Consider the following 19689-nt stretch of genomic DNA (forward strand, 5'->3'; position numbering starts at 1 on the left):
ACTTCAATATGTTGGAAAGCCAACGTTAAAGTGCGAAGGAGATTGCGTTTATCGCGGTCGCCTCGCCCCGAGGTGGGGGACGATGAATGAAAAATGGTTTATGTGGCAGGAGGTCTGACTATGCGGCGGCTTTTGGCGCGACCCTAGACCGAAGATGTAGAGAAGCGGTTGAGGCAAATGGCGGAAGCCGGGCGACCGGAATTGGAACGACTCAAAGGCAGCCCCGTTAGCCGCCGAGCTTCACAGCGGTGATGCGATTACCTCAAAACATTGGAGAACCGCAAATGGCGAAAGAGCCGAAGACTCTCGACGACCTGTTCCACGATACTCTCAAGGATATCTACTTCGCTGAGAAGAAAATCCTGGCCACCCTGCCGAAGATGGCAAAGGCAGCTCAGAACGAAGAACTGAAAGCAGCATTCGAAAAACACCGCACCGAGACGGAGGGCCAGATCGAGCGACTGGAGAAGGTGTTCGCGGTGATCGAGAAGAAACCGCAGGGTAAAACCTGTGCCGCGATCGTCGGTATCACAGAAGAGGGCGCCGAGATCATGGAAGAATATAAGGGCTCGCCCGCTCTCGACGCCGGCCTCCTTGCCGCCGCTCAGGCCGTCGAGCACTATGAGATTTCTCGCTACGGCACGATGATTGCTTGGGCCGAAGAGCTTGGCCTCGACGATGCCGTCTCACTCCTTGAGGAAACCCTCGAAGAGGAAGAGGCGACCGACGAGGCTCTGACTGAAATCGCAAAGACAGCGATCAATCAGGAGGCTGAAGCAGCCTAACACTTACGATGAATTAGAAACTGCCCCGCAATACGGGGCGTTTTTTTTCCGTGTGGTCCATGCAAGCAACGCGAAACCAGCCATTGGCGCATTGGGCGACAGACTCATACACAACTCCAACTCAATGATGAGCGATGACGCCGCTCCCTTGGCCACAGACAGTGTCGTTGCCAAGATAGGCATGGGAACAAATGTCCACTTTTGCACTTAGTGATCACCTTTGGCAGGTGAGTCATCTACTTCAGTAGTGACAAAGTCTCAGGGTCCAAGACGCGGAAGGATCGACGCTGCAAGTGCGGTGCTCGACCCAAGCTCGTCCATAACATGATGGAGTCTCTACGCCGGCTCACTGTCCGCGTGTTCGAATGCCAATGCGGCGAACGCACTTGGACCGAGGACAGAGAGTAAGGCCGCCTCAGTTGGCGACCTCTATCATCATTGCCACACGTCTTTGCCCGGTGGTGTTTGTGTCGCTGTTGTCGCTGGTCGAGAAGGTGATGCCTGAGCCGGCCAATGTCGCGCACCGATATGCTCAAATTCGCAGCCAACTATCCGGCGTTCGTTAAACTCGCACCAATCCGCCTTTGGTTGCGAGCTAATGAGTCCACGCCTTACACGCCGTGTGACCCTGGACAAATGCCAGAGGTCAGCTGCATGACCGAAGGCTAGGAACTCAAACGTTTTAGTATTGTTTTACCTCAACCCTCCAGCAATCGGCGGGCTGGATAGGACCCGAATGAAAAACTCAGACCGCTTCGAAGCTGCGCAATCCAGCGAGGGGCGTTATCGGCTTCTTGTTGAGGCGATCACCGACTACGCGATCTATATGCTGGATCGCGACGGGCATGTCACCAGCTGGAACCCGGGAGCGAAGCGCTTTAAGGGCTATGAGGCTGAGGAGATCATAGGGCACCACTTCTCGACATTCTATACGGATACCGAGCGGGAGCAGAAAGTGCCTGCGTTGGCGCTGGAGGAGGCGGAGCGAACTGGACGCTTCGAGCGAGAGGGTTGGCGTGTGCGCAAGGACGGCACGCAGTTCTGGGCCCATGTCGTCATTGACGCGATCCGTTCGCCTAAGGGCGAACTTGTAGGTTTCGCCAAGATCACCCGGGATCTGACCGAGCGAAGGGCGGCCGAGGCCAAATTACGCGAAAGCGAGCAGCAGTTCCGGCTAATGGTCCAAAGTGTTACGGACTACGCCATCTACATGCTGGACGTGGAAGGCAATGTGGCGAGTTGGAACGCTGGGGCCCAGCGCATCAAGGGGTACGGACCCGAAGAGATCATCGGTCGCCACTTCTCCAATTTCTATACGGAAGAGGATCGCGCCGCGGGCCTCCCGCGAACAGGCCTGCAGACCGCATCCCGCGAAGGACGCTGGGAGCATGAAGGTCAAAGGGTACGAAAGGACGGCACTCGCTTTTGGGCGCATGTCGTGATCGACGCGATTCGAGACGACGACGGGAAGCTCGTAGGATTCGCCAAAGTGACCCGGGACATTACAGAACGGCGTGAGGCGGAAGCCGCGCTCCAGGCGGCGCAAGCAACGTTGATCCGGTCCCAGAAGCTGGAAGCGATCGGCCAACTTACTGGCGGCGTTGCCCACGACTTCAACAATCTATTGCAGGTGATTAGCGGAAACCTGCAACTGCTCAGCAAGGACATCGCGGGTAATGCCCGAGCGGAGATGAGAGTCCAGAGCGCTCTTGCCGGCGTCGCGCGGGGATCGAAACTTGCTACCCAGTTACTCGCCTTCGCGAGGCGCCAGCCGCTGGAGCCGAGGGTGGTGAACGTCGGTCGCCTGATCAAAGGCATGGATGAACTGCTGCGTCGCGCCATCGGCGAGGAGATCGAGGTCGAGACGGTCGTCGGCGGTGGGCTGTGGAATAGCCTCATCGACCCCGATCAACTCGAGAATGCCATTCTCAACCTCGCGATCAACGCCCGCGACGCGATGAACGGCGAGGGCCGGCTGACCATCGAGGCCAGCAATGCCTTCTTGGACGACGAGTATGTCCGCCACTACGATGATCTGATTGCGGGGCAATATGTGATGATCGCGGTAACTGACACGGGCATCGGCATTCCGTCAGATATCCTGGAGCGGGTCTATGAGCCCTTCTTCACGACCAAGGCGGAGGGCAAGGGCACTGGCCTTGGCCTTGCCATGGTCTACGGTTTTCTTAAGCAATCCGGCGGACACGTCAAAATTTACAGCGAGATCGGCGCCGGAACGACGGTGAAGCTATACTTCCCGCGAGAAATGGCCATCGAGGATACGCTAGTTAGTGCCACCTCCGGTGACATCAAAGGCGGCGAGGAAACCGTACTGGTGGTCGAGGATGACGATGAAGTGCGCGAGGTCGCGGTGTCGATGCTCTCCGATCTTGGCTACCGCGTGGTGAAGGCGAGAGATGCGGTGGCCGCGCTAGCCATCGTCGACAGCGGCATACCAATCGACCTGATCTTCACCGACGTGATGATGCCCGGCACCCTGCGCAGCCCGGAGTTGGCGCGGAAAGCCAAGGAACGGCTGCCCAACGTTGCAGTCCTTTTCACATCAGGCTACACGCAGAACGCCATCGTGCACGGAGGACGGCTCGACCCGGGAGTGGAGCTTTTGGCCAAGCCCTATACGCGGGAAGCGCTTGCGCGGAAGATCAGGCATGTGCTTGCCAACCATGCTCAACGGCGTCTCGCCGCTACGGAATCGCGTCAGCCCACAAGCGAAGACGCCGTCAAGGGTGCGACCGTGTTGCTCGTCGAAGACGACGAACTGATCCGCCTGACAGCAACGGAGATGTTGAACGATCTGGGCTGCAAGGTGATGGAGGCCAGCTCCGCCGAAGAGGGGTTGAAAGCCCTCAATCAGGCTGCCGTGGATATCCTCGTGACCGATGTCGGCCTCCCCGGAGTGTCCGGCCTGCAACTCGCAAAGGACGCCCGCTCGCTGCGACCCGACTTGTGCATTGTTGTGGCGACAGGTGACAGCGGGATCCAATCCGAAGCCGAGCTCTTGGACGCGGTGCTGGTCGTGAAGCCCTACGCGCCGGAAACTCTGCGCCGCAGCCTCGAAAATGCGCTGCAGGCAAAAGCGCGACCCTAAACAGGTGTCGACAGCGCTTGCAGCGGCAGCGTCCAAGCTGCCGAAATTACGAAGCTCAATGGAGATTTCCCGAAGACTTCGGAACATTGGTTAGCGCATTCTGTATTTGCGCTCGATTGGGGCGACAGGCAGGCATTCCGTTGAGGTTAATTGATCCGGGCGGGCTTTCGTAGATTGGCAACTCGCAGCGCAATCGAGGCTCGGTCGGATGATCAACGAGCTCGTTAATGTCTTGCCCGAAGCGCCGCGCGGACAGACCACTGCTGCGCAGTACGTCCGTATGCCGAAGCTTCACGGTCGCGCGGGTGAGCTCCCGACATTCCGCGTAAACTGAAGACGTGCCAAACATCTCTGGGATAGTACGATCTAGCTATCGCTGCCCCCTATGAAAGCAGCGCTGGAAGCGTGGGGCCGGCAGCAATCTCTTCCATCAAGGCTTCGCCAAGGAGACCGACGACCCAGACGTCGAGTGTTCAGGCTGAGCACAACCGGTGGGAGAAGGAAAGGGAGAAGCTGACGGCTGCGCTGCGACGCGCGCGAGATTAGGCTTACAAGCCGACGAGGTACCGCAAGGAGGACAACGAAAGACCTCCGAAACGCGCAAGCTTCGGAGGTCGAAGTCTGTTTCTGTTATCTCGCGCGCGTCAGGCTCGGCGGGTTTCCGTCCTTTTGGCTCCTGTAGGAGGCCTCAAGGATCCCTCCAGCAGTCGCCGAACTCGCGGCGATCGGAGTGGATCATCGCCAAGCGGTGAGGACTGTTGGCAGAAAGGAGCCTGCGAGAACTTGGTCATCCAACGACGCTCGATGCGGTTCAGGACGTCTCTGGGCAAGGCAATGTTATCCATCGCGATCCTCAGGCGGCCAGAAGTCTGGATGTCGAACAGAGACGGTAGGGCTTCCCTCCGGGGGGATTGCGTGGACCACCGTCGAGTTCGCACAGCGCTTCGAGTATCTCGTCGATGGTGACCGGCGCTTTAAGTCGAACCGGTGCCCGCAACGATGGGCAAGAAGCGATCGCCGATGCGTCAGACGCCCAGGATGCGAGAATGGCGCGTTTCTCGCAGATCGAAAGCGAAGGGTCTGCCAGTACATCCCCCGGGTGCTCGAACACGGTGCAGGGATGCAGCAGCGTGTTGAAATCGATGACATTGTCGTCGGAAGCGGTCGTCAGCCGCATGGTATCCTCCATTCTTTGGACGAAGCGGATGCCGCGCGTCGGACGACGCGCGGCATTCTCGGGCGATGGATTAGGCCGCCTTGGCCTCGATCTGGTGGACGTTGCCGGAAGACGTTGCGCCGGCAATGGCGATACGCCGCGGCTTCATGGCTTCCGGGATCTCGCGAACGAGTTCGATGGTCAGCAAGCCGTTGTCGAACGCGGCGCCTTTCACCTGGACATATTCTGCGAGGTTGAACTGCCGCTTGAAACCGCGGGTCGAGATACCGCGATAGAGGAAATCACGCTCAGTCTTGTCGGATTTGCTGCCTTCGACCGTCACCACGTTCTGCTCGGCGGTGATGACGATGTCGTCGGGCGAGAAACCCGCCACCGCGAGCGAGATCTGATAGCGGTCGTCGGCCAGACGTTCGATGTTGTAGGGCGGATAGTTGTCCTCGCTGGCCCGCTGAGCCACTTCTGCGAGGTCGAAAAGGCGGTCGAAACCAATGGTCGAGCGCCAGAGGGGGGCAAAATCGTAGGTGCGCATAGCCAAATCCTCCTAAGAGCAAGATGTCTACGAGCGGCACCGGACACAACCGGTGCCCGTCTCTGGCCGGGCCCGTCAGGCGCCCGGACGCCATCGTCAGATGGCGACAAAAAAATTAGCAAAGCCAATTTTGGTTTCAAGAGGGGGCTGAAAAAATTTTGTCACCGATTGCCGCGCCGTTACAGGTCCTCCCGCAGTCCCTTGAAGAACGGATGCCGCACCTTTCCCTCGGCGGACTTGGCGCGATACTCGATCTCAGCAAGCAGCTTCGGTTCGACCCAGATGCCTTTGTGCGCAATCATCCTGGCATAGGGCTGTGTCTTCCGGACCAGCGGCTCGAGGCGCCGCCTCAGCTCGGCCGCCGATGTCTTGTCGAAGCCGTGGTCGACCTTGCCGGCATAGATCAGGTGGTCGCCCTTGCGCCGCGCGAGATAAATGCCGTCCCATTTGCCCTCGTCAAGCGCGAAGCCGGCAATCGTCAGGGTCTCGCGTTGGGCGCAGGTTTTCTTGACCCAATTGTTGCCCCGGCCGCTGCCATAGACGCTGTCCCGGACCTTCGAGACGACGCCTTCGAGCCCAACCTTGCAGGCATGCGTGAACATCTCGCGGCCGTCGATCTCGAAGCTCTCGCTGAACTGCACGTCGCTGCCGGTGATAATCTTCTTCAGCGCAGCCTTGCGCTGGAGCAGGGGGACTTTCCGGAGGTCCCTGCCGTTGAGATAAAGCAGGTCGAAGGCGACGAGCACGATCTTCGTCGAGGCGCCCTTGAGCTCGTTCTGTAGAACCGAGAAATCCGTCGTGCCGTCGGCGGCGGGCACCACGATTTCACCGTCGATGATTGCGGCACTGGCCTTGAGGTGCCAAGCGTCGTTGGCGACCTTCCGGAAGCGATTGGTCCAGTCGTGACCGCGCCGCGTGAAAACCTTCACCGCTTCGTTGGCGAGGTGGACCTGCACCCGGTAGCCATCGAACTTGATTTCATGGATCCATCGCTCGCCGGACGGYACGCGGTCGATCGAGGCCGCCAGGGCCGGCTCGATGAAGCCGGGGAAGGGCGCCTTGACGCCCAGCGCTTCCGGCTTTTTTCCCTGGAAGGCCATCGCTACACCAGGCGAAGACTGAATTGCTGCAGGTCTTGTGGTGAGTAGCGATCCACAAACTCCTGCAGGTACGAAGGCACGTCGCTCAGTTGAAGATTGCAACGACGCTGGATCTCGCCGGCAATGTCCTCGGAAACATCTTCCGACCAGCGTACGGCCGTGTTGAAGGCGACTACCCGGATCGGCTGGCGATATTTTCCGGCAAGCAGATCCTGGATGACGGTTTCCGCCGCCATCTCCAAGTCTGCTTCGCACCATGCGCTGCCATTGCGGCCGGAGTTGTCTGCGACCAGGTAGACAGTCTCGTCGCTGTTCGGGGCGATCGACAGAAGCCATCGGGACTGACGCATACGCAACTCCACGCAACAGAACCGGGACTCAATTTGATATGCGCCGGTTCGTTCCTCGGGTTGGAACCGCTCGCTTAGCCGCGCCTTTTATAACGAGAGGCAACCAGCGGAGGAAACATGGCCGTCAATAAACCGACTGGCGACAACGCGCGCAAGGGCGCGGTGAAGAAACGCTCGCAGACCAAAACGACAATCGGCGGCGCGAGCGGCTATACCAAACGCGACAGGACGTCCGGCGAGTTCAGGGCTGTGAAGAAGCCGAAAACAGCGAAGAAAGCCGCGAAAAAATTCAAAGGCGTGCGGGTCGAGAAGAAAGCTAAGAAAACCGCCAAGCGCGCCCGCTAGGGGTGATGGCGTTACCGCGCGGGCTCGGTTTTGTGCTAAGGCCGCCAGGTGAGGCGGCCTTGCCATGATGAGCGTCCGCTAAAAAACGGTCCCGGCACCCCTACATGCCGGGACCGTTGGACCTCGGCGGTAATGGGGGTCGCCGAGGTTTACTGAGGTCTAGGAAGAGTCGGCAATCCGGTCTGTATGCCTTCCGACATAGGCGGCGCCACTGGTCGCTCTCTCTGAGTAATCGACGCGCCTTAGCTTTTCCAAACCCACGACCTGCAGTGGCTCGCGCTCGTTCCACGACGCTAGGATGATATTGACGCAGCTTTTGCCGAATGGCTTCGGGAACGTTCGGTGGGGCCGTCGTTTGGAAAGCAATGACGAGCACGACCGTAGTTCTCATTCCCGGCATGCTGAAAGCGCTTCGCCTGGTGCGCGTCTACGGCTTTTTGGTCGAGCGCAGGGACGGCCTGTATTACCCCGGCAGCAGCCAGCCGGCATGTTCGAAGGCTTTGGCAGAGAAGATGGTTGAAGGCGGCTGGCTGGTGAAACGTGGAGAGCGTTATCAGCCGACAGAGAAGGGTTGGCATGCAGGAAAAGCCGGTTCGGATGTGGGGTAAGGTAGGTGAATCCCAGGGCCGCCCGGTGAAGATTACGCTGGCTAGATGCGCGAGATGGGCATGCGCAGCGTCCTGTCTATCGCGCTAACCGATGCAGCCATAGCGTAGCCCTGAACGCCGATTGCTGGCCGGACGATCTGCGGCTATCCGACCTCGAGCCGCGGTTCTTTTCTCGGTCGTGCGGCCGGCGCGGCGCCGACGTCCGGCCGGATTTCAATTGGAACGCAAAAGGGTCTATCGGCGGCGTGAGCTATCGGTAGCCACCTTAAAGACGGCCCCGGCCATGGGGGCTTTTGAGGTGTGGGACCGGGGCCGCTTGGGGATGCTTGGCCCTTGGCAAGACCAAGCGATTTTCAGATTACTCTGCCCTCACAGCGTTTCTGTTCGTTTGAGCACATTGCTGGAATCAAAAAATGCCGATTTTTCCCGGTTCCGCTTACATATGTTATTAGCGGCCGCGCAGCGCCTTGATAGCCTCGGAAAGCCGGGCTGGTCTTGATTTCGGATTTATTGCGTACCCGGGCGGCTCGCAGCTACAAGTTTGGCGGCGGGCATATTTCAGCAGAGAGTTTAGATCGGCGCTTCAAAACTAAGGCCGCCCTGGGGCGGCCTTTTTGCATTCACCAACAAAAAAGCCGCGGCCCCAGCTGCTGCCGGGCGGCTGGGGCCGTTGGGTTGCTCGGGCTGGCAGGGGGACCCAACATCCAGAGCACAACAACAAACMGCTCATTTGCCACTTGTTCCTACGTACAGGCCCGCCCCCGAGAGACCATGGTCAACGGAGCTGGTAGGCACGGGCTGGGCTCGGCGCAAGCTGAAGAGGGATCAATAAGAGGCCACCAACTGAGGCGGCCTTAGAGGTGCGGCGCCAGGTAGTCGAGAAATTTGAAAAAACAGTAGAGGGCGAGAGCGGTTACAGCGACGAAAGCGACAATCATCGTCGCCCATTCGCGTTTGGAAAATAGATCGAAGTCGAACATAAGGAGCCCTTGCCGAAGAGCTAACGCCGAGAATGTATAGCCGTCTCCTACCGAGGCGGCCTCACGCTATCTCGTTTTCCCAAACCTGCCTGTAGCACCTCTGACATTCGAACACCCCAACGTTTTGGTTCACGCGGGGATCGAATGTCGAAAAAGCAAGAGCCAACTCCCCATGGCAATGGGGCACGAAGGGTATGGGCCTCGGTCTTGCGGTGGAGCTTCTTTGCCTGCGTCTGTCATCGTTGGTCGGCACGTTCCCGTTCATCCAATGCCGAACCACTACCATGACCAACCGGTTCCCTAAACGATTTAGGGCACTGCATTTTTCAAACAGGCCAGTACAGGGCCCGCGGGCTGAACCAAATCTCTACGCCTCCCGATCGGCGCATTCGGACCTTTGAGACACGACAAGCGTTGACGCTCCAACCGGCAAGACCGTGAACCTGGAGTGTCGGACGTGAGTATAGTCCCTCTGGAATTTGAAAGACGGTTGGCGCAGCGGTGGGCGGCCAGATTTCAAAAGCCCGTTCCCCCAGTACAGCAAGAGCGTCAGCCACCCAACGAAGGTTGGCAGGTCGTCACTAGCTCGAAGCGAAAGGAATTATCTGCCAATAAGTGGCGCCAGCGCATGGAGAGCCCGCCGGCTCAATAGCCGGCGGGACAAAAAGATTAGCGGCCTCGCAAACTCGATATGGTCGTGACGGCAAGCGCGGCCAGCAGCCCGACACAGACAGACGTTACGGGTCAGCTCATCCTCGGCGGAACTTCTCGACGACAAACCAAGTGAGACTTACTTACGTGGTTCGGTCACCACTTTGGTTGATCCGTCCGGCGCTGCCTGCATTCCTGGTGGGCTTTGACCTTGCGGGCTTTCCGGCGGCGCGCCACCCGATTTCGTATCCAGCGGTCCGGTCCAACCTTGTGGCTGCAATTGACCTTTTTCTTCTGGTGCCGATTGTCCAGTTGGCGCGTTCAAGTCTTTCTTCGGATCGGCTTGCGCTGTCGCAAATCCGCACGAAAAAGCCCAGCAAATCGTCGTTATCAGAATGATCCTCACGTCAACCTCCGCTTGGCTTACTCAAACAAACAGGCTGGGCCACCCTTCAGTTCCGTATTGCAATGCGGGCGAACGACCGATGGAAAGCGAATGTCCGCTCCGGCTCAAAATGCGAAGAACTCAGCGTGAGCGAACCACCAGAGGCGCCAGTATGGTCGTAAATGTTCGTGGAGACATGGCAGAGACGTCCGCGGTATTCGTCGATGGCGATGACGTGTTCGCCATTGGCGAACGACATGAGCATTTGTCGGGCTGCGATCCATACAATCGAGCTTGCACCAGTTGATCTACATGGCTGACGGTGTAGGTCTGTGCCGGGCGCTGGAGATCTCACCCCATTGGGGAYCAAGCGGTGATCATTGAAATTCYGGCCCAGATCATTTTACAACTGGCATGGTACTGTTCGGCGGCGTTGTGGCCGAGATTGCGCAGAGWACGCAAGCTGGCGCGCAATGGATGGCAACCTTTCGAAGGAAGCTGCGTTCGYCASGGCGCAGGAACTTCTCAAAGGGAGCGATCAAACTTGWGCCARCCAAGGTTCATGTCCGATTAYACCGCCCTCAAAGTCACCGCTCTCGACGCGGTTAACGAGCTGCTCAACCATGTTGGCTGGGGTGCCGACGATGGGAGTGAGCGTTGCGCGATCATCGGGGTGTGTAGATCGCATATCACCGAGAACATCGACAAGATCGCAACCACACGCGAGCAGGCCTTCGCTTTGATTGATGAAGTCGCCCAACAGATGAAAACGGATTGGGACGAAATTCACGACGTGTTCGAAAGAAAATGATCGATGCGTCAGGCACCGATGACGTCGCGCGCTACAATCAGGTGTGCAACGCTATCCTGCTGTCGAGCGCTTCAAGCAATGAGCAACCGCAAGGGCGTCGCTTTTCACGACGAGCTGCGGCCGAGAACACGATGCACAAGTGCATCACCGCTGTGCGGTCGCTGCCGATGGAGCTGCGGCTCAACTCGAAGCGGTGGCTGGAGGAGCGGGGATTAGAAGCGCTGGATGATGGCGATGTCTAGGGCGCGTACCCATAAGGAGGAGAGGTCAGCTTTTTGACCCGCCACGTAGGCGAAGGTTCTGGTCTCGTCAGAATCACATTGCACCTCTAGTACAATGACCCAGGGGCACCCTTATTGTCGGCGAGGTGCGGTCCTTGCGGCAATTGTTTGAGTCAATGCTGCCGGAAATGTATTCGACGTTGGTGGAGAGATGCCGCAAACGATCCGGGGCGCGGGGTGGCCGTGAGGTCAGTCGAAACCGATCGACACAGCCTGTGAGCCCGACTGCGCCAAGCGTCCCGTTCCTTTTTCAGGTCTGACAATTCGTTGCGGAGCAGCTTGATAATTTGGCGCTGGGTGTCAATCTCCGCCTGTAGGAGAGCCATTTCTGCCCGTTCCCAGCCCGCATCGTCTTGCCCCACTGAGTCGCCGGGGCTTCCCTCGGCCGCTCCAAAGGCGTACACGCGGTGCAGCAGCAACTCGGCGGTGTCGATCTGGCCGATGTTCAAATCGCGAGATACCGGGGCAGCTTCCTTCAGCCTCAACATGGTGGACCTCTTTTTTAGGTCACCCCCATTGCAACCTCCCAGATCCGGCTTAACCATTCGTTAACCTTGGACCAGTGGCAGCGGCGCAGATGATCTTTGATCCTAGCCCAATGAATCGTCTGGTGTGCGCCGACCGTTCCTACAAGAGACGTGCGCTTGGTTTCGCGGGCGAAATTCTACGTGATGCCTCGATAGCCCGGCCACTTCGCTCACCGCTTTGCTGCATCGGCGATCTCGTCGGGCGAATTGATCTGCAATCGCGCAAGCAGCCGGGCTTTCTGCTCTGAGATTTGCTTGGCAGTACCGCCCAGTCGCTCCGCGATCTCCGCGTCAGTCTTTCCGGCAGCCAAGCGCCTCAACAATCGCTTCTCACGCGGACTGAGCAGGTCGCGCATCAAAACATCTCCACCGACGACAACCACGCGCATTTGCAGCGCCAGTTCGCGCCACTTGAACAATCAGCGCGCGACGGCCCCAAGCCTCTTAAGGAGAACGAGAGCGTTCCTGTCCGGTGTCCGCGAGCGCCGCCTAGCTCAGGTTATTCGCGCGGCGGGAGGCCGAAGCTCTCCCCGGCCGTATAGGTCACCGCTTCTATCTTGTTACCGTCCGGATCACGCACGAACGCGCCGTAATAATTTGCGTTGTATTTCTCGCGGATGTCCGGGGCGCCTTCGTCGGTACCCCCTTGAGCCATCGCGGTCTGATGAAAGCGCCGCACGGTCTCCCGGTCGGGGGCCTGAAAGGCGACATGGACGCCGTTGCCCGGCGCCGCCGGGCGGCCGTCGACTGGAGCTACGATGCTGAACACGATGTCGGATGCACCGTAATCCAGTGACGTGGCGGAGATCTTGATCAGCCGTAAGCCGACCAGCGACATCATCCGCATGACCGTGGTCTGCATCATCGCGATGACCTGATGTTCTTTCTCGGTCTGGGCCGTTCTGTCGAGAATGCGGGCGCCGGCGCTGATGGATGCGAGCGGGTTGCGCAGATCGTGGCCGAGCCACCGCGATGAACTGCTCGCGCAGCTCCGATGCTTCGTGCTCGCGCTGCAGCCTCTCCTCTGCAATTTGGCCTGCGGCTTTCGCAAGTTCGCGCGTTCCGAGGAGCTCCTGTTCGTAGCGGCGGCGGTCGGTCGCTCTGATGAGCGCCAGGCGGATGGAGAGGGGTTTGTCTTGCGCGTCTCGCCGTTCCTTCGCGTTGGCGATCATCTGCAGCGGTTGCCCGTCGGCCTTGATCACGTCGATAGCGAACTCCTCGAACGAGCCTTGCATCCGCAGAAGCGGCGCGATGTGCGTCTCGTAGTAGATGCGCCCTGCCATCGTGAGGAAGTCGCTGAAGCGCTTTCCGACCATCTCGTCGGCAGTGTGGCCGCTCCAGCCACGGAAGGTCCCATTCACGTATTCGATCCGCCCGCCGGGCTTAGTGTCAACGTGGACTTTCCGCGCACTGCGTTTCACGGAGCCTCCAATCCCTTTGACAAAACGGGTTGCGCCGCCGGTTCCATTTTTTAAATTAGAACCAAGGACCCGCTTGGGAGTTGTGGAATCCCGAATCCAAACCGAGCGAACAGATGGCCTTTGTCAACGTGAAACCGACAGATGCCGACGTGCGGATCGCGCGGGCGGTAGCGCGGCATACCAACCATCTTACGGAGACGGTCGCCCGCGGACTGACCTGGGGCGCCGACGAGAAGATCCTGCTGGCGTTGGCCGCGGCGGGTTGGGTGGTTACGCGCACGCGAAGGGAGTCGCTGCGTCGCGCCGGCGACCATGCCCTCCTTGTGGCGGCAACCGCGTCGGTTCTGCCGCATCTAATGAAGGCCGTCTTCGACCAAACCCGTCCGGACCGGAAGACCGTGCTGGGGCACCTCAACGGAGTCTCATTCTCCGGCAAACGCAAGGATGCCTTTCCGTCCGGGCACGCGCTGCATATGGGCGCGCTCGCCTCCGCTGCCGGCCCGTTGCCTGCGGGGCCGCGCCGCGCGATCCGCGCGCTGGCGGTCGGCCTCTGCGTCACGCGCATCGTCGTGCTGGCGCACTGGGCGAGTGACGTCGTCGCGGGCTTCGCGCTCGGTGCGGTTCTCGAGCGAATGCTTCGCCCGCTGACCGGCTATCCGGCCAAGGAGCCGAGATGAGCGAGTACGTCATCCGTTTCCTGATCGGAGGCGCCGTCGTGTCGGCGTTCYCCATGCTGGCCGACGTGCTGAAGCCCAAGAGCTTCGCCGGTCTGTTCGGGGCGGCGCCATCCGTGGCGCTGGCGACCCTCGGCATAGCGATCTACCAGCACGGGGCCGGCTACGCCGGCTCGCAAAGCAAGGCCATGATGGCCGGCGCGGCCGCGCTCATGGTCTACAGCGTCTTCGTCTGCCAGCTTCTGATGCGCACTCGGATGCGGGCCTTGCCTGCGTCCCTACTGTCGATCGTCGTCTGGTTGACCGCGGCCTTCGGTCTCTGGGCGCTTTCGGGAGGACAGGCGTGACGATCCCGATCAAGGTCTCGCTCTCGTCGCTGCACGAAGGCCGCTGGTACGAATACCTTGTCCGATTCGCGCTGGGCGGTGCTGCGACCGTGTTCACGGGCCTCGTCAGCAGCCGCTGCGGAGCTTCGGTCGGCGGGCTTTTCCTCGCGCTGCCGGCGATCTTCTGCGCGAGCGCGACCCTGATCGAGTCGCACGAAATCCGGCGCAAGAAGGAGGCGGGGCTCGAAGGAAGGCGACGAGGGCAAGAGGCCGCAGCGCTGGACGCCGCCGGTGCCGCACTGGGCGCGTTCGGCATGCTGGCGTTCGCCGCTGTGTTCTGGGTCCTTGTCGAACGGAGCGTTGCGGGCACTTTCATCGGCGCATCGCTGTCATGGCTGGCTGTCGCTGTGACGGCCTGGTTCGTGCGGCGCCGATTCCGCCTCGTGCGCTCGGCTCGACGGAAAAGCGGCTCCGCGATGTCGCGGAGCCGCTGAGTGTGACAGAGGATTTCCGGTTACGCGGCGTCAGAGGCCTTGGCATTCACGCCCTTGCGGAGCGCCACCGTGTTGAGCTTGGTGTTCGCCGCTTTCTCCTCGTTGAGGTTCGTGGTCAGGAAGCGCACGATCTCGTCGTGGCCAAGTTCTTCGGCCCAGGCGATCAGCGTGCCGTAGCGGCACATTTCGTAGTGCTCGACGGCTTGGGCGTTGGCGACGATGGCGGCGTCCAACACGGCCTTGTCCTCGATCTCGCCGGCGGTCTCGTCGGCTTCCTTGATGATGCCGTCGATGGCGGGGCACTTGGTGCCGCTCGGCGCCTTGCCGAGCTTCGCAAAGGCCTTCTCGAGCCGTTGGACCTGCTTGTTGGTCTCCTCGAGATGGCTCTTCAAACCGGTGACCAGATCCCGGCTGGTCGCCTTGTCGATCATCTTCGGCAGCGCTTTCAGGATCTGCTGCTCGGCGTAGTAGATGTCCTGCAGACCGTGGATCAGCAGGTCGTCCATCGTTTTGATGTCCTTAGTGAAGAAGCCCATAATTCGATCTCTCCTCTCGCAATGATGGCAATGGAACGCGCTGCGGTCTTCGGCGGTTCCCGTCTGCGACAAAGGACGGAGAGAACGATGGACAGGACCGAGACCTTCGCGGCGCTGCTAGGACGGGCGGCCATGGACGTGTGGGGTGACATGCCGCGTGAAATCCAGGAAGCGCTTTTCGAGATGGCGATGAAGGGTCGCGAGCTGGATCGCGAGGAGTTCGCCCGGATGCTTCACGACAGGCAGAATCCGAGCCTAATCTTGGTGAGGCCTGCAAGCTAGAAGGGCTCCAGGTGAGAGACGTTCGAGGACGAAGCTCTCTTCCGCCTAATGATCCGCCGGGGCCCGTCTCATTGGGCGCAATTCAACGCAGCCGCCAAAATAAACAGGAACAGTCTCGGGCAAGGCGGGGTTGGCGCCGATAGACGAGGAAGTGTTCTGGACGAGCGGAAGGAGCAGCAAATGGACAACGAAGGAAAATCATCAAAAGCGGGGGAACTGGCCGCTGAAGGCTTGCGCGAGGCAACCGCCAAGGAGGAAGCGAAAAACGAGAGCGAGACCGGGCACGATCTAGCCAAGGGGGCTGATCGCTTCGAAGAACGCTCCAAAAGCTCCGATGGAAAAAGCGCAGAAGAAAAACAAAAAGGGTAAATGCAAATAGCAGACCCGGCGCAACGTTTCCTAGTGGGGCCTCAAGGTGAGCGTCGTTGTTTGCGGCGTCGAAGACTAGCCGCCGGAGAGGCTGTGACTACCTGCAGAGCGGGGCGGGAACAGTCGCCCCCCTCTCTCGTTGAAGGCAATGGCGGAAAGAACTCTATACGAAAGCTCGAACGGCGACATCTGGCGGCTAGTCCGTCAACCGCACACCGGAGTCCCTGTGGTCGCACATCGGCCGAATGCTGCCTCCGGCGGGCGGGCGTCCCTCATCGAGATCGGACAATTCCGACGCGCCGGCAGCAGCGGACCTGAACATCAGGCTTTGCTGGCGTTGATAGGCACCTTGGTACAGGACTGACGCCTGTGGCTGGAGGGCCGCCATGTTCTTTTTCTTCTCCAACCGGCTCGGCTGCCTCGGCTCGCTTCTGATCTCGGCCCTCGTCACGGTCGCGTTTCTCTTCATGTTCGGAATGCTCAGGTTCTGAGAACTGCCCTCTTGATCGGAGGCGCGACGATGCCCGTGGGCTGAAGTCAGCCTTGTGGCTTGCTCTGTCAGGCCTCTCCCGGTCCGCTGAAGATCGAGGTCGGTGGGGTCGTGCGGGGGACCGGCAGGGGGCGCTCGGCGAGCCGCGGGCCCCCGCCCGCGCGGCCGCCCTTGACATCGTAGCTCTCGGCGAGCTTCAGCAGGCGTCGCCTGGTGAAGGGGTCGGCCCTGTCTGCGAGGTCGCGCGCGCGCTGGGCCAAATCACTGTAGGATACCTGCTCCATCGAGCACCTCCGGCTACCATTTGCGAGCATTTCAGGACGGGCGCGAGGTCGCCGTCAAGACGAGATCACAGGTTTCATACCTTTTGCTGTTTCCGCTTGAGGCGGGCGGCTGCGCGGGCCTCAGCTCGTCCATGGCAGGGACACCATGACGATACGGCATCCGATCCGGAGGCGTGCCCGGAGTGGGGGCGGCCACTAAAGCTCGTGCCTGGTGAAGAGGGCAACGCCGCGAGCGCTACGTCTGCTCCTACTGCGAGCAGGATCCGCTGCACAATCCCGCCACCCGGAGGTGGATCGGGTGAAGCCGCCGAGCGAATCCTAGCCGGCGTCTGTGCTCGGGCGGGCTTCGCGTATGTCGGCGGGGCTCGTCTACTCGACCATATCTTCCTTCACGCCGCGGGCCACGATGAGCAGCGCCCCGTCCGGAAGACGTCGCTGCAGCTTCAGCGCTTCTTCCGCCGGCGCGGCCATCCACGTCTGACCTCGTCGGGTGTCGTCGGGATTACCGGCATCGCCTTCCGGTGCACGCCGCCGACTTCGGCGTTCGGCTCCGTCGTCAGGAACGCGAAGAGAAGCGCACGAGAAAATCCGTCGCCGACCCGGGAGCGAAGCCGGCGCCGATGGATTCCAGCAGCATCCGGTGCGCGCGCCTGTCCGCTTCGCTTTCCCAATGCTTGGCGTAGGTCTCCAGGAGTTCGGCTCCAACGCCGTCGACCGTTTCGATGAGCCGCCGAAAGATCTCGGAGGCGGAATGCAACGTTGCCGAGCAACACCATCGTCAGGACGGCTGGCGTGAGCATCGCGTTCCGAAGGCAACCGCGGCGGCCCAAGGCCGCCGCAACCGCATCGGCACCCCGCCGCCGCGGGGCGGGTCGTCGTCGTCGCCGTCCAATTTGCGCAGTGCCGCAAGGATTTCCGCGAGCCGGACCGGGCGGCCCATGCCGGGAATCTTGCGCAAGGCCGGCGAGGATTCGACTGCGAACATGTCGGAGGCCCACGACGACAGGACGACCCGCTTCTCGGGAGCGGTCAGCTCCTGGTCGTTCAGGACGTCGTCCGGAGACGCGTAGTGCGCGGCCGGATGGAATAGAGGGTGGTGAGTGCAGGAATTCGTGTTGGCGTTGGTCATTGGTCGTCTCCCTTTTACGCTCCTTTCCAGGGAAGGTTTGAATGCGGGCGGCGGACCAACCACCGCCCGCATGGCCGTCAGGCGGCCTTTTTCTGCTCGATCTGGGGCGAGGAAGCCGTCGCGCCCGCGATCTGGATCCGGCGGGGTTTCATGGCTTCCGGGACCTCGCGGACGAGATCGATGATCAGGAGGCCGTCGCGGAACGCGGCCTCCTTCACCTGGACGTAGTCGGCGAGGTTGAAGACGCGGCGGAAGGGACGCGCGGCGATCCCTTGGAAGAGATATTCGCTCGCCGGCTTCTCCGGCTTCCGGCCCTCGATGGTGAGCGCGTTCTGCTCGGCCGTTACGGTGATATCGTCGGCGCCGAAGCCCGCGACGGCGAGCGTAATCCGGTAGTGGTCTTCGCCGGAGCGCTCGATGTTGTAGGGCGGATAGTTGTCGTCGCTCGCCTGACGAAGCGCGCTATCGACCAGGCCAGCCAAGTGGTCGAAGCCGATGGTGGAGCGCCACAGGGGCGCGAAGTCGAAGGTCGTCCTCATATCCAAGTCCTCCTAGGAGCAAGATGGTTACGAAGGGACGCAAGTCGGCGGTCCGAGGACCTGCCGGCCGGCGCCCGCGCCGGGCCCAACCTGGCGTCCGGCACACCGCTCTCGCGGCGAAAAATGAATTAGAAAAACGACAAGAGGTTTCAAGAGGACCGTCGGAAATTTTTCGGCCAACGTGATTTGGTTAACCCGGTGGCACAAGCATTCGCACGCTGCACCACTGCCATCTTGACAGCGATTTTGCGCCGAATATTTTTGCAACGGGGAATTCGTTTTCCCGTTTCTCGCAGCTGAAAAGGACAAGAAGACCGTCAGGAGTGGCGACAATGCTCGATGAAGATTTTGCCCGTATCCGTGCGCACCGCAACATCCACCGCTATCGCAGCCTGCTGAAGACCCGTCTCTCGGACCTCGAACGCCAGTTCATCGAACGGCGCCTCTCCGAGGAGAGCTCGGCGCTGGAGGTATTGACCTCCAAGACCTTCCCCATGCCATTCACGTTACCCCCACAATCGTCGCCTGCGACCGCGGGGGCGGTATCGTGACCGCCGTCACAGATCTGCTGATCCGCGGCAGCGAGAAGGTCATCGCCCACTACCGCCTGCTCCTTGCCAGCGCGAAGACCGAAAGGGAGCGCGAACTCTACTGCAGCCGGATCGAGCGCGAACAACGGCTTCTGGACCAGCTACGCGACGGATTTCCGGAGCGGTTCGCGGCATGAAGTTCGAAACCGACGAGGACCGTTTTGCCGGCTACGACGTCGTGCTGAAGCAGCGGGGACGCGGCCGCTGGAAATGGGCCGTCTGCACCGCCGCGGGCGAAGTCGTCATGTCCGGCTCGGAGTGCAGTCGCGCAGGCGCGACATACAAGGCGGTGCGGGCGCTGTTTCTTCTTCTTTGCGCAAGCGCGTCGCGGATGCCTGCAGCCGGTGCGAGGCGGGCAACGGGCTAGGAACCTTGGTTGTCATCAGTTGGTTGTCGCGCTCTCAACCCGCGGAGACCGATTCCGATGCCCGACTATCCGAAGCCGCCTTACCCCAGTCAGAAGCAGTCAATGCCCGGGGTGACCGCTAAGATGGACCCACGCCCCGATCACGGCGAGGCCAGCTACAAAGGGGCGGGCCGCCTGAACGGCAAGCGGGCTATCATCACCGGTGGCGACAGCGGAATAGGGCGAGCTGTCGCCATCGCCTTTGCCCGCGAGGGCGCCGACGTCCTGATCGCCTATCTCGAGGAGCACGAAGACGCCAAGGAAGTTGCGGCCCTCGTCGAGGCGGAGGGGCGCAAGGTTGTTCTGGTCGAGGGCGACCTGAGGTCCGCGGACCACTGCAGGAAGGTCGTCGATCGGGCGGTCCGGGATCTCGGCGGGGTCGACATCCTCGTCAACAATGCCGCGCATCAGGCGACCTTCAAGGATCTTGGCGACATCAGCGACGAGGAATGGCGAATGACGTTCGATGTGAATATCCACGCCATGTTCTTCCTCGCGAAGGCCGCCGTGC

General features: G+C 60.7%; 27 protein-coding genes and 4 pseudogenes. 16 read left to right on the top strand and 15 right to left on the bottom strand.

The annotated features are described in order from the left end of the window. Positions 1 to 284 precede the first annotated feature (284 nt). The 3 genes and pseudogenes from AC1DW2_RS30570 to AC1DW2_RS30580 all read left to right on the top strand — a co-directional run. Positions 285 to 785 carry a YciE/YciF ferroxidase family protein gene (locus AC1DW2_RS30570; RefSeq protein WP_014494395.1) on the top strand — a complete coding sequence of 167 codons (501 nt, stop codon included), beginning with the start codon at positions 285 to 287 and terminating at the stop codon, positions 783 to 785. A 736-nt stretch (positions 786 to 1521) separates the two neighbouring features. Further along, positions 1522 to 3894, top strand: a complete 2373-nt coding sequence (locus AC1DW2_RS30575; RefSeq protein WP_441497909.1) for a hybrid sensor histidine kinase/response regulator — start codon at positions 1522 to 1524, stop codon at positions 3892 to 3894. A 318-nt stretch (positions 3895 to 4212) separates the two neighbouring features. Next, positions 4213 to 4361, top strand: a pseudogene (locus AC1DW2_RS30580) (cell envelope biogenesis protein TolA); the annotation flags it as partial. A 386-nt stretch (positions 4362 to 4747) separates the two neighbouring features. On the opposite strand, the gene AC1DW2_RS30585 reads toward AC1DW2_RS30580, so the two are convergent. From AC1DW2_RS30585 to AC1DW2_RS30600, 4 genes are all read right to left on the bottom strand, one after another. Next, positions 4748 to 5071, bottom strand: coding sequence for a hypothetical protein (locus AC1DW2_RS30585; RefSeq protein WP_477007833.1), 324 nt, complete (start codon positions 5069 to 5071; stop codon positions 4748 to 4750). Between the two features lie 70 nt (positions 5072 to 5141). Continuing rightward, entirely contained in the window at positions 5142 to 5600 is a 459-nt protein-coding gene (gene hspD / locus AC1DW2_RS30590) for a small heat shock protein HspD (protein ID WP_085398159.1), read from the bottom strand. Positions 5601 to 5779: 179 nt separating this feature from the next. Next, positions 5780 to 6700 (bottom strand): non-homologous end-joining DNA ligase, encoded by a 921-nt coding sequence (gene ligD / locus AC1DW2_RS30595; protein ID WP_441253827.1) that lies wholly within the window; start codon positions 6698 to 6700, stop codon positions 5780 to 5782. Between the two features lie 2 nt (positions 6701 to 6702). Continuing rightward, a complete protein-coding gene (locus AC1DW2_RS30600; protein WP_085398180.1) occupies positions 6703 to 7050 on the bottom strand; it encodes a hypothetical protein in 348 nt (115 codons plus the stop codon). Positions 7051 to 7167: 117 nt separating this feature from the next. Between AC1DW2_RS30600 and AC1DW2_RS30605 the strand changes: the two genes are divergently transcribed. Together AC1DW2_RS30605 and AC1DW2_RS30610 are read left to right on the top strand one after the other, a co-directional pair. Next, positions 7168 to 7395 (top strand): hypothetical protein, encoded by a 228-nt coding sequence (locus tag AC1DW2_RS30605; RefSeq protein ID WP_477007834.1) that lies wholly within the window; start codon positions 7168 to 7170, stop codon positions 7393 to 7395. Positions 7396 to 7760: 365 nt separating this feature from the next. Next, positions 7761 to 8003 (top strand): hypothetical protein, encoded by a 243-nt coding sequence (locus AC1DW2_RS30610; protein ID WP_135216011.1) that lies wholly within the window; start codon positions 7761 to 7763, stop codon positions 8001 to 8003. Positions 8004 to 9773: 1770 nt separating this feature from the next. Here the strand turns inward: AC1DW2_RS30610 and AC1DW2_RS30615 are convergent. Next, positions 9774 to 10040 carry a hypothetical protein gene (locus AC1DW2_RS30615; protein ID WP_135216012.1) on the bottom strand — a complete coding sequence of 89 codons (267 nt, stop codon included), beginning with the start codon at positions 10038 to 10040 and terminating at the stop codon, positions 9774 to 9776. A 541-nt stretch (positions 10041 to 10581) separates the two neighbouring features. Between AC1DW2_RS30615 and AC1DW2_RS30620 the strand changes: the two genes are divergently transcribed. Both AC1DW2_RS30620 and AC1DW2_RS30625 read left to right on the top strand, forming a co-directional pair. Next, positions 10582 to 10830, top strand: coding sequence for a hypothetical protein (locus AC1DW2_RS30620; protein ID WP_477007835.1), 249 nt, complete (start codon positions 10582 to 10584; stop codon positions 10828 to 10830). After that, a complete protein-coding gene (locus AC1DW2_RS30625; RefSeq protein ID WP_085398129.1) occupies positions 10827 to 11072 on the top strand; it encodes a hypothetical protein in 246 nt (81 codons plus the stop codon). Before AC1DW2_RS30620 ends, AC1DW2_RS30625 begins: the two co-directional genes overlap by 4 nt. Positions 11073 to 11224: 152 nt before the next feature. On the opposite strand, the gene AC1DW2_RS30630 is transcribed toward AC1DW2_RS30625, so the two are convergent. From AC1DW2_RS30630 to AC1DW2_RS30650, 5 genes and pseudogenes are all read right to left on the bottom strand, one after another. Continuing rightward, complete coding sequence (locus AC1DW2_RS30630; protein WP_135217341.1) at positions 11225 to 11599, bottom strand: FtsB/FtsL family cell division protein; 375 nt, start codon at positions 11597 to 11599, stop codon at positions 11225 to 11227. A gap of 209 nt (positions 11600 to 11808) precedes the next feature. Beyond that, positions 11809 to 12057 (bottom strand): LuxR C-terminal-related transcriptional regulator, encoded by a 249-nt coding sequence (locus tag AC1DW2_RS30635; RefSeq protein WP_477007836.1) that lies wholly within the window; start codon positions 12055 to 12057, stop codon positions 11809 to 11811. A gap of 80 nt (positions 12058 to 12137) precedes the next feature. Continuing rightward, positions 12138 to 12503, bottom strand: coding sequence for a VOC family protein (locus AC1DW2_RS30640; protein ID WP_477007846.1), 366 nt, complete (start codon positions 12501 to 12503; stop codon positions 12138 to 12140). Positions 12504 to 12524: 21 nt separating this feature from the next. Beyond that, positions 12525 to 12689 (bottom strand): annotated as a pseudogene (locus AC1DW2_RS30645) (hypothetical protein); the annotation flags it as partial. 76 nt (positions 12690 to 12765) lie between these two features. Beyond that, a pseudogene (locus tag AC1DW2_RS30650) lies at positions 12766 to 13059 on the bottom strand (PAS domain-containing protein); the annotation flags it as partial. Positions 13060 to 13172: 113 nt separating this feature from the next. Here AC1DW2_RS30650 and AC1DW2_RS30655 point away from each other — a divergent pair. Genes AC1DW2_RS30655 through AC1DW2_RS30665 form a run of 3 tightly spaced genes read left to right on the top strand, consistent with a single transcriptional unit; the run spans position 13173 to position 14553 of the window. Further along, on the top strand, positions 13173 to 13736 hold the full coding sequence (locus tag AC1DW2_RS30655) for a phosphatase PAP2 family protein (RefSeq protein ID WP_038937346.1): 564 nt from the start codon (positions 13173 to 13175) through the stop codon (positions 13734 to 13736). After that, positions 13733 to 14080, top strand: a complete 348-nt coding sequence (locus AC1DW2_RS30660) for a DUF3147 family protein (protein ID WP_477007837.1) — start codon at positions 13733 to 13735, stop codon at positions 14078 to 14080. Before AC1DW2_RS30655 ends, AC1DW2_RS30660 begins: the two co-directional genes overlap by 4 nt. Positions 14081 to 14082: 2 nt before the next feature. Then, a complete protein-coding gene (locus AC1DW2_RS30665) occupies positions 14083 to 14553 on the top strand; it encodes a DUF3147 family protein (protein WP_477007847.1) in 471 nt (156 codons plus the stop codon). Between the two features lie 20 nt (positions 14554 to 14573). Here AC1DW2_RS30665 and AC1DW2_RS30670 read toward each other — a convergent pair whose 3' ends face one another. After that, on the bottom strand, positions 14574 to 15089 hold the full coding sequence (locus AC1DW2_RS30670) for a YciE/YciF ferroxidase family protein (protein ID WP_477007838.1): 516 nt from the start codon (positions 15087 to 15089) through the stop codon (positions 14574 to 14576). A gap of 87 nt (positions 15090 to 15176) precedes the next feature. Between AC1DW2_RS30670 and AC1DW2_RS30675 the strand changes: the two genes are divergently transcribed. Then, positions 15177 to 15371 carry a hypothetical protein gene (locus tag AC1DW2_RS30675; RefSeq protein WP_477007839.1) on the top strand — a complete coding sequence of 65 codons (195 nt, stop codon included), beginning with the start codon at positions 15177 to 15179 and terminating at the stop codon, positions 15369 to 15371. A gap of 180 nt (positions 15372 to 15551) precedes the next feature. Next, complete coding sequence (locus AC1DW2_RS30680) at positions 15552 to 15740, top strand: hypothetical protein (protein WP_038937342.1); 189 nt, start codon at positions 15552 to 15554, stop codon at positions 15738 to 15740. Positions 15741 to 16298: 558 nt separating this feature from the next. Here the strand turns inward: AC1DW2_RS30680 and AC1DW2_RS30685 are convergent. The 4 genes and pseudogenes from AC1DW2_RS30685 to AC1DW2_RS30700 form a co-directional block, all read right to left on the bottom strand. Beyond that, entirely contained in the window at positions 16299 to 16514 is a 216-nt protein-coding gene (locus AC1DW2_RS30685; protein ID WP_477007840.1) for a hypothetical protein, read from the bottom strand. Between the two features lie 369 nt (positions 16515 to 16883). Continuing rightward, positions 16884 to 17086: pseudogene (locus tag AC1DW2_RS30690) on the bottom strand (SOS response-associated peptidase); the annotation flags it as partial. A gap of 206 nt (positions 17087 to 17292) precedes the next feature. After that, the gene (locus tag AC1DW2_RS30695) at positions 17293 to 17643 is read right to left on the bottom strand and encodes a hypothetical protein (RefSeq protein ID WP_477007841.1); all 351 of its coding nucleotides are present in this window, start codon (positions 17641 to 17643) and stop codon (positions 17293 to 17295) included. A 77-nt stretch (positions 17644 to 17720) separates the two neighbouring features. Then, entirely contained in the window at positions 17721 to 18182 is a 462-nt protein-coding gene (locus AC1DW2_RS30700; protein ID WP_477007842.1) for an Hsp20 family protein, read from the bottom strand. 332 nt (positions 18183 to 18514) lie between these two features. Here AC1DW2_RS30700 and AC1DW2_RS30705 point away from each other — a divergent pair, with 332 nt between their 5' ends. The 4 genes from AC1DW2_RS30705 to AC1DW2_RS30720 all read left to right on the top strand — a co-directional run. Further along, entirely contained in the window at positions 18515 to 18733 is a 219-nt protein-coding gene (locus AC1DW2_RS30705) for a hypothetical protein (protein WP_477007843.1), read from the top strand. Continuing rightward, on the top strand, positions 18730 to 18909 hold the full coding sequence (locus tag AC1DW2_RS30710; RefSeq protein ID WP_247302631.1) for a hypothetical protein: 180 nt from the start codon (positions 18730 to 18732) through the stop codon (positions 18907 to 18909). Before AC1DW2_RS30705 ends, AC1DW2_RS30710 begins: the two co-directional genes overlap by 4 nt. Then, positions 18906 to 19139 carry a hypothetical protein gene (locus AC1DW2_RS30715; protein WP_477007844.1) on the top strand — a complete coding sequence of 78 codons (234 nt, stop codon included), beginning with the start codon at positions 18906 to 18908 and terminating at the stop codon, positions 19137 to 19139. The genes AC1DW2_RS30710 and AC1DW2_RS30715 overlap by 4 nt, the downstream gene beginning before the upstream one ends. Before the next feature lie 57 nt (positions 19140 to 19196). Continuing rightward, positions 19197 to 19689 (top strand): SDR family NAD(P)-dependent oxidoreductase (locus AC1DW2_RS30720; protein WP_477007845.1); only part of this gene is annotated, 493 nt, incomplete at its 3' end.

Source organism: Bradyrhizobium sp. P3_C3, from assembly GCF_056402655.1.

Coding starts and splice junctions, on each gene's coding strand:
- AC1DW2_RS30715 (WP_477007844.1), top strand. CDS start 18,906: ATGAAGTTCGAAACCGACGAGGACCGTTTTGCCGGCTACGACGTCGTG.
- AC1DW2_RS30630 (WP_135217341.1), bottom strand. CDS start 11,599: ATGTTGAGGCTGAAGGAAGCTGCCCCGGTATCTCGCGATTTGAACATC.
- AC1DW2_RS30705 (WP_477007843.1), top strand. CDS start 18,515: ATGCTCGATGAAGATTTTGCCCGTATCCGTGCGCACCGCAACATCCAC.
- AC1DW2_RS30700 (WP_477007842.1), bottom strand. CDS start 18,182: ATGAGGACGACCTTCGACTTCGCGCCCCTGTGGCGCTCCACCATCGGC.
- AC1DW2_RS30610 (WP_135216011.1), top strand. CDS start 7,761: ATGACGAGCACGACCGTAGTTCTCATTCCCGGCATGCTGAAAGCGCTT.
- AC1DW2_RS30670 (WP_477007838.1), bottom strand. CDS start 15,089: ATGGGCTTCTTCACTAAGGACATCAAAACGATGGACGACCTGCTGATC.
- AC1DW2_RS30640 (WP_477007846.1), bottom strand. CDS start 12,503: ATGATGCAGACCACGGTCATGCGGATGATGTCGCTGGTCGGCTTACGG.
- AC1DW2_RS30570 (WP_014494395.1), top strand. CDS start 285: ATGGCGAAAGAGCCGAAGACTCTCGACGACCTGTTCCACGATACTCTC.
- AC1DW2_RS30625 (WP_085398129.1), top strand. CDS start 10,827: ATGATCGATGCGTCAGGCACCGATGACGTCGCGCGCTACAATCAGGTG.
- AC1DW2_RS30605 (WP_477007834.1), top strand. CDS start 7,168: ATGGCCGTCAATAAACCGACTGGCGACAACGCGCGCAAGGGCGCGGTG.
- AC1DW2_RS30695 (WP_477007841.1), bottom strand. CDS start 17,643: ATGACCAACGCCAACACGAATTCCTGCACTCACCACCCTCTATTCCAT.
- AC1DW2_RS30575 (WP_441497909.1), top strand. CDS start 1,522: ATGAAAAACTCAGACCGCTTCGAAGCTGCGCAATCCAGCGAGGGGCGT.
- AC1DW2_RS30655 (WP_038937346.1), top strand. CDS start 13,173: ATGGCCTTTGTCAACGTGAAACCGACAGATGCCGACGTGCGGATCGCG.
- AC1DW2_RS30600 (WP_085398180.1), bottom strand. CDS start 7,050: ATGCGTCAGTCCCGATGGCTTCTGTCGATCGCCCCGAACAGCGACGAG.
- AC1DW2_RS30685 (WP_477007840.1), bottom strand. CDS start 16,514: ATGGAGCAGGTATCCTACAGTGATTTGGCCCAGCGCGCGCGCGACCTC.
- AC1DW2_RS30675 (WP_477007839.1), top strand. CDS start 15,177: ATGGACAGGACCGAGACCTTCGCGGCGCTGCTAGGACGGGCGGCCATG.
- AC1DW2_RS30585 (WP_477007833.1), bottom strand. CDS start 5,071: ATGCGGCTGACGACCGCTTCCGACGACAATGTCATCGATTTCAACACG.
- hspD (WP_085398159.1), bottom strand. CDS start 5,600: ATGCGCACCTACGATTTTGCCCCCCTCTGGCGCTCGACCATTGGTTTC.
- AC1DW2_RS30680 (WP_038937342.1), top strand. CDS start 15,552: ATGGACAACGAAGGAAAATCATCAAAAGCGGGGGAACTGGCCGCTGAA.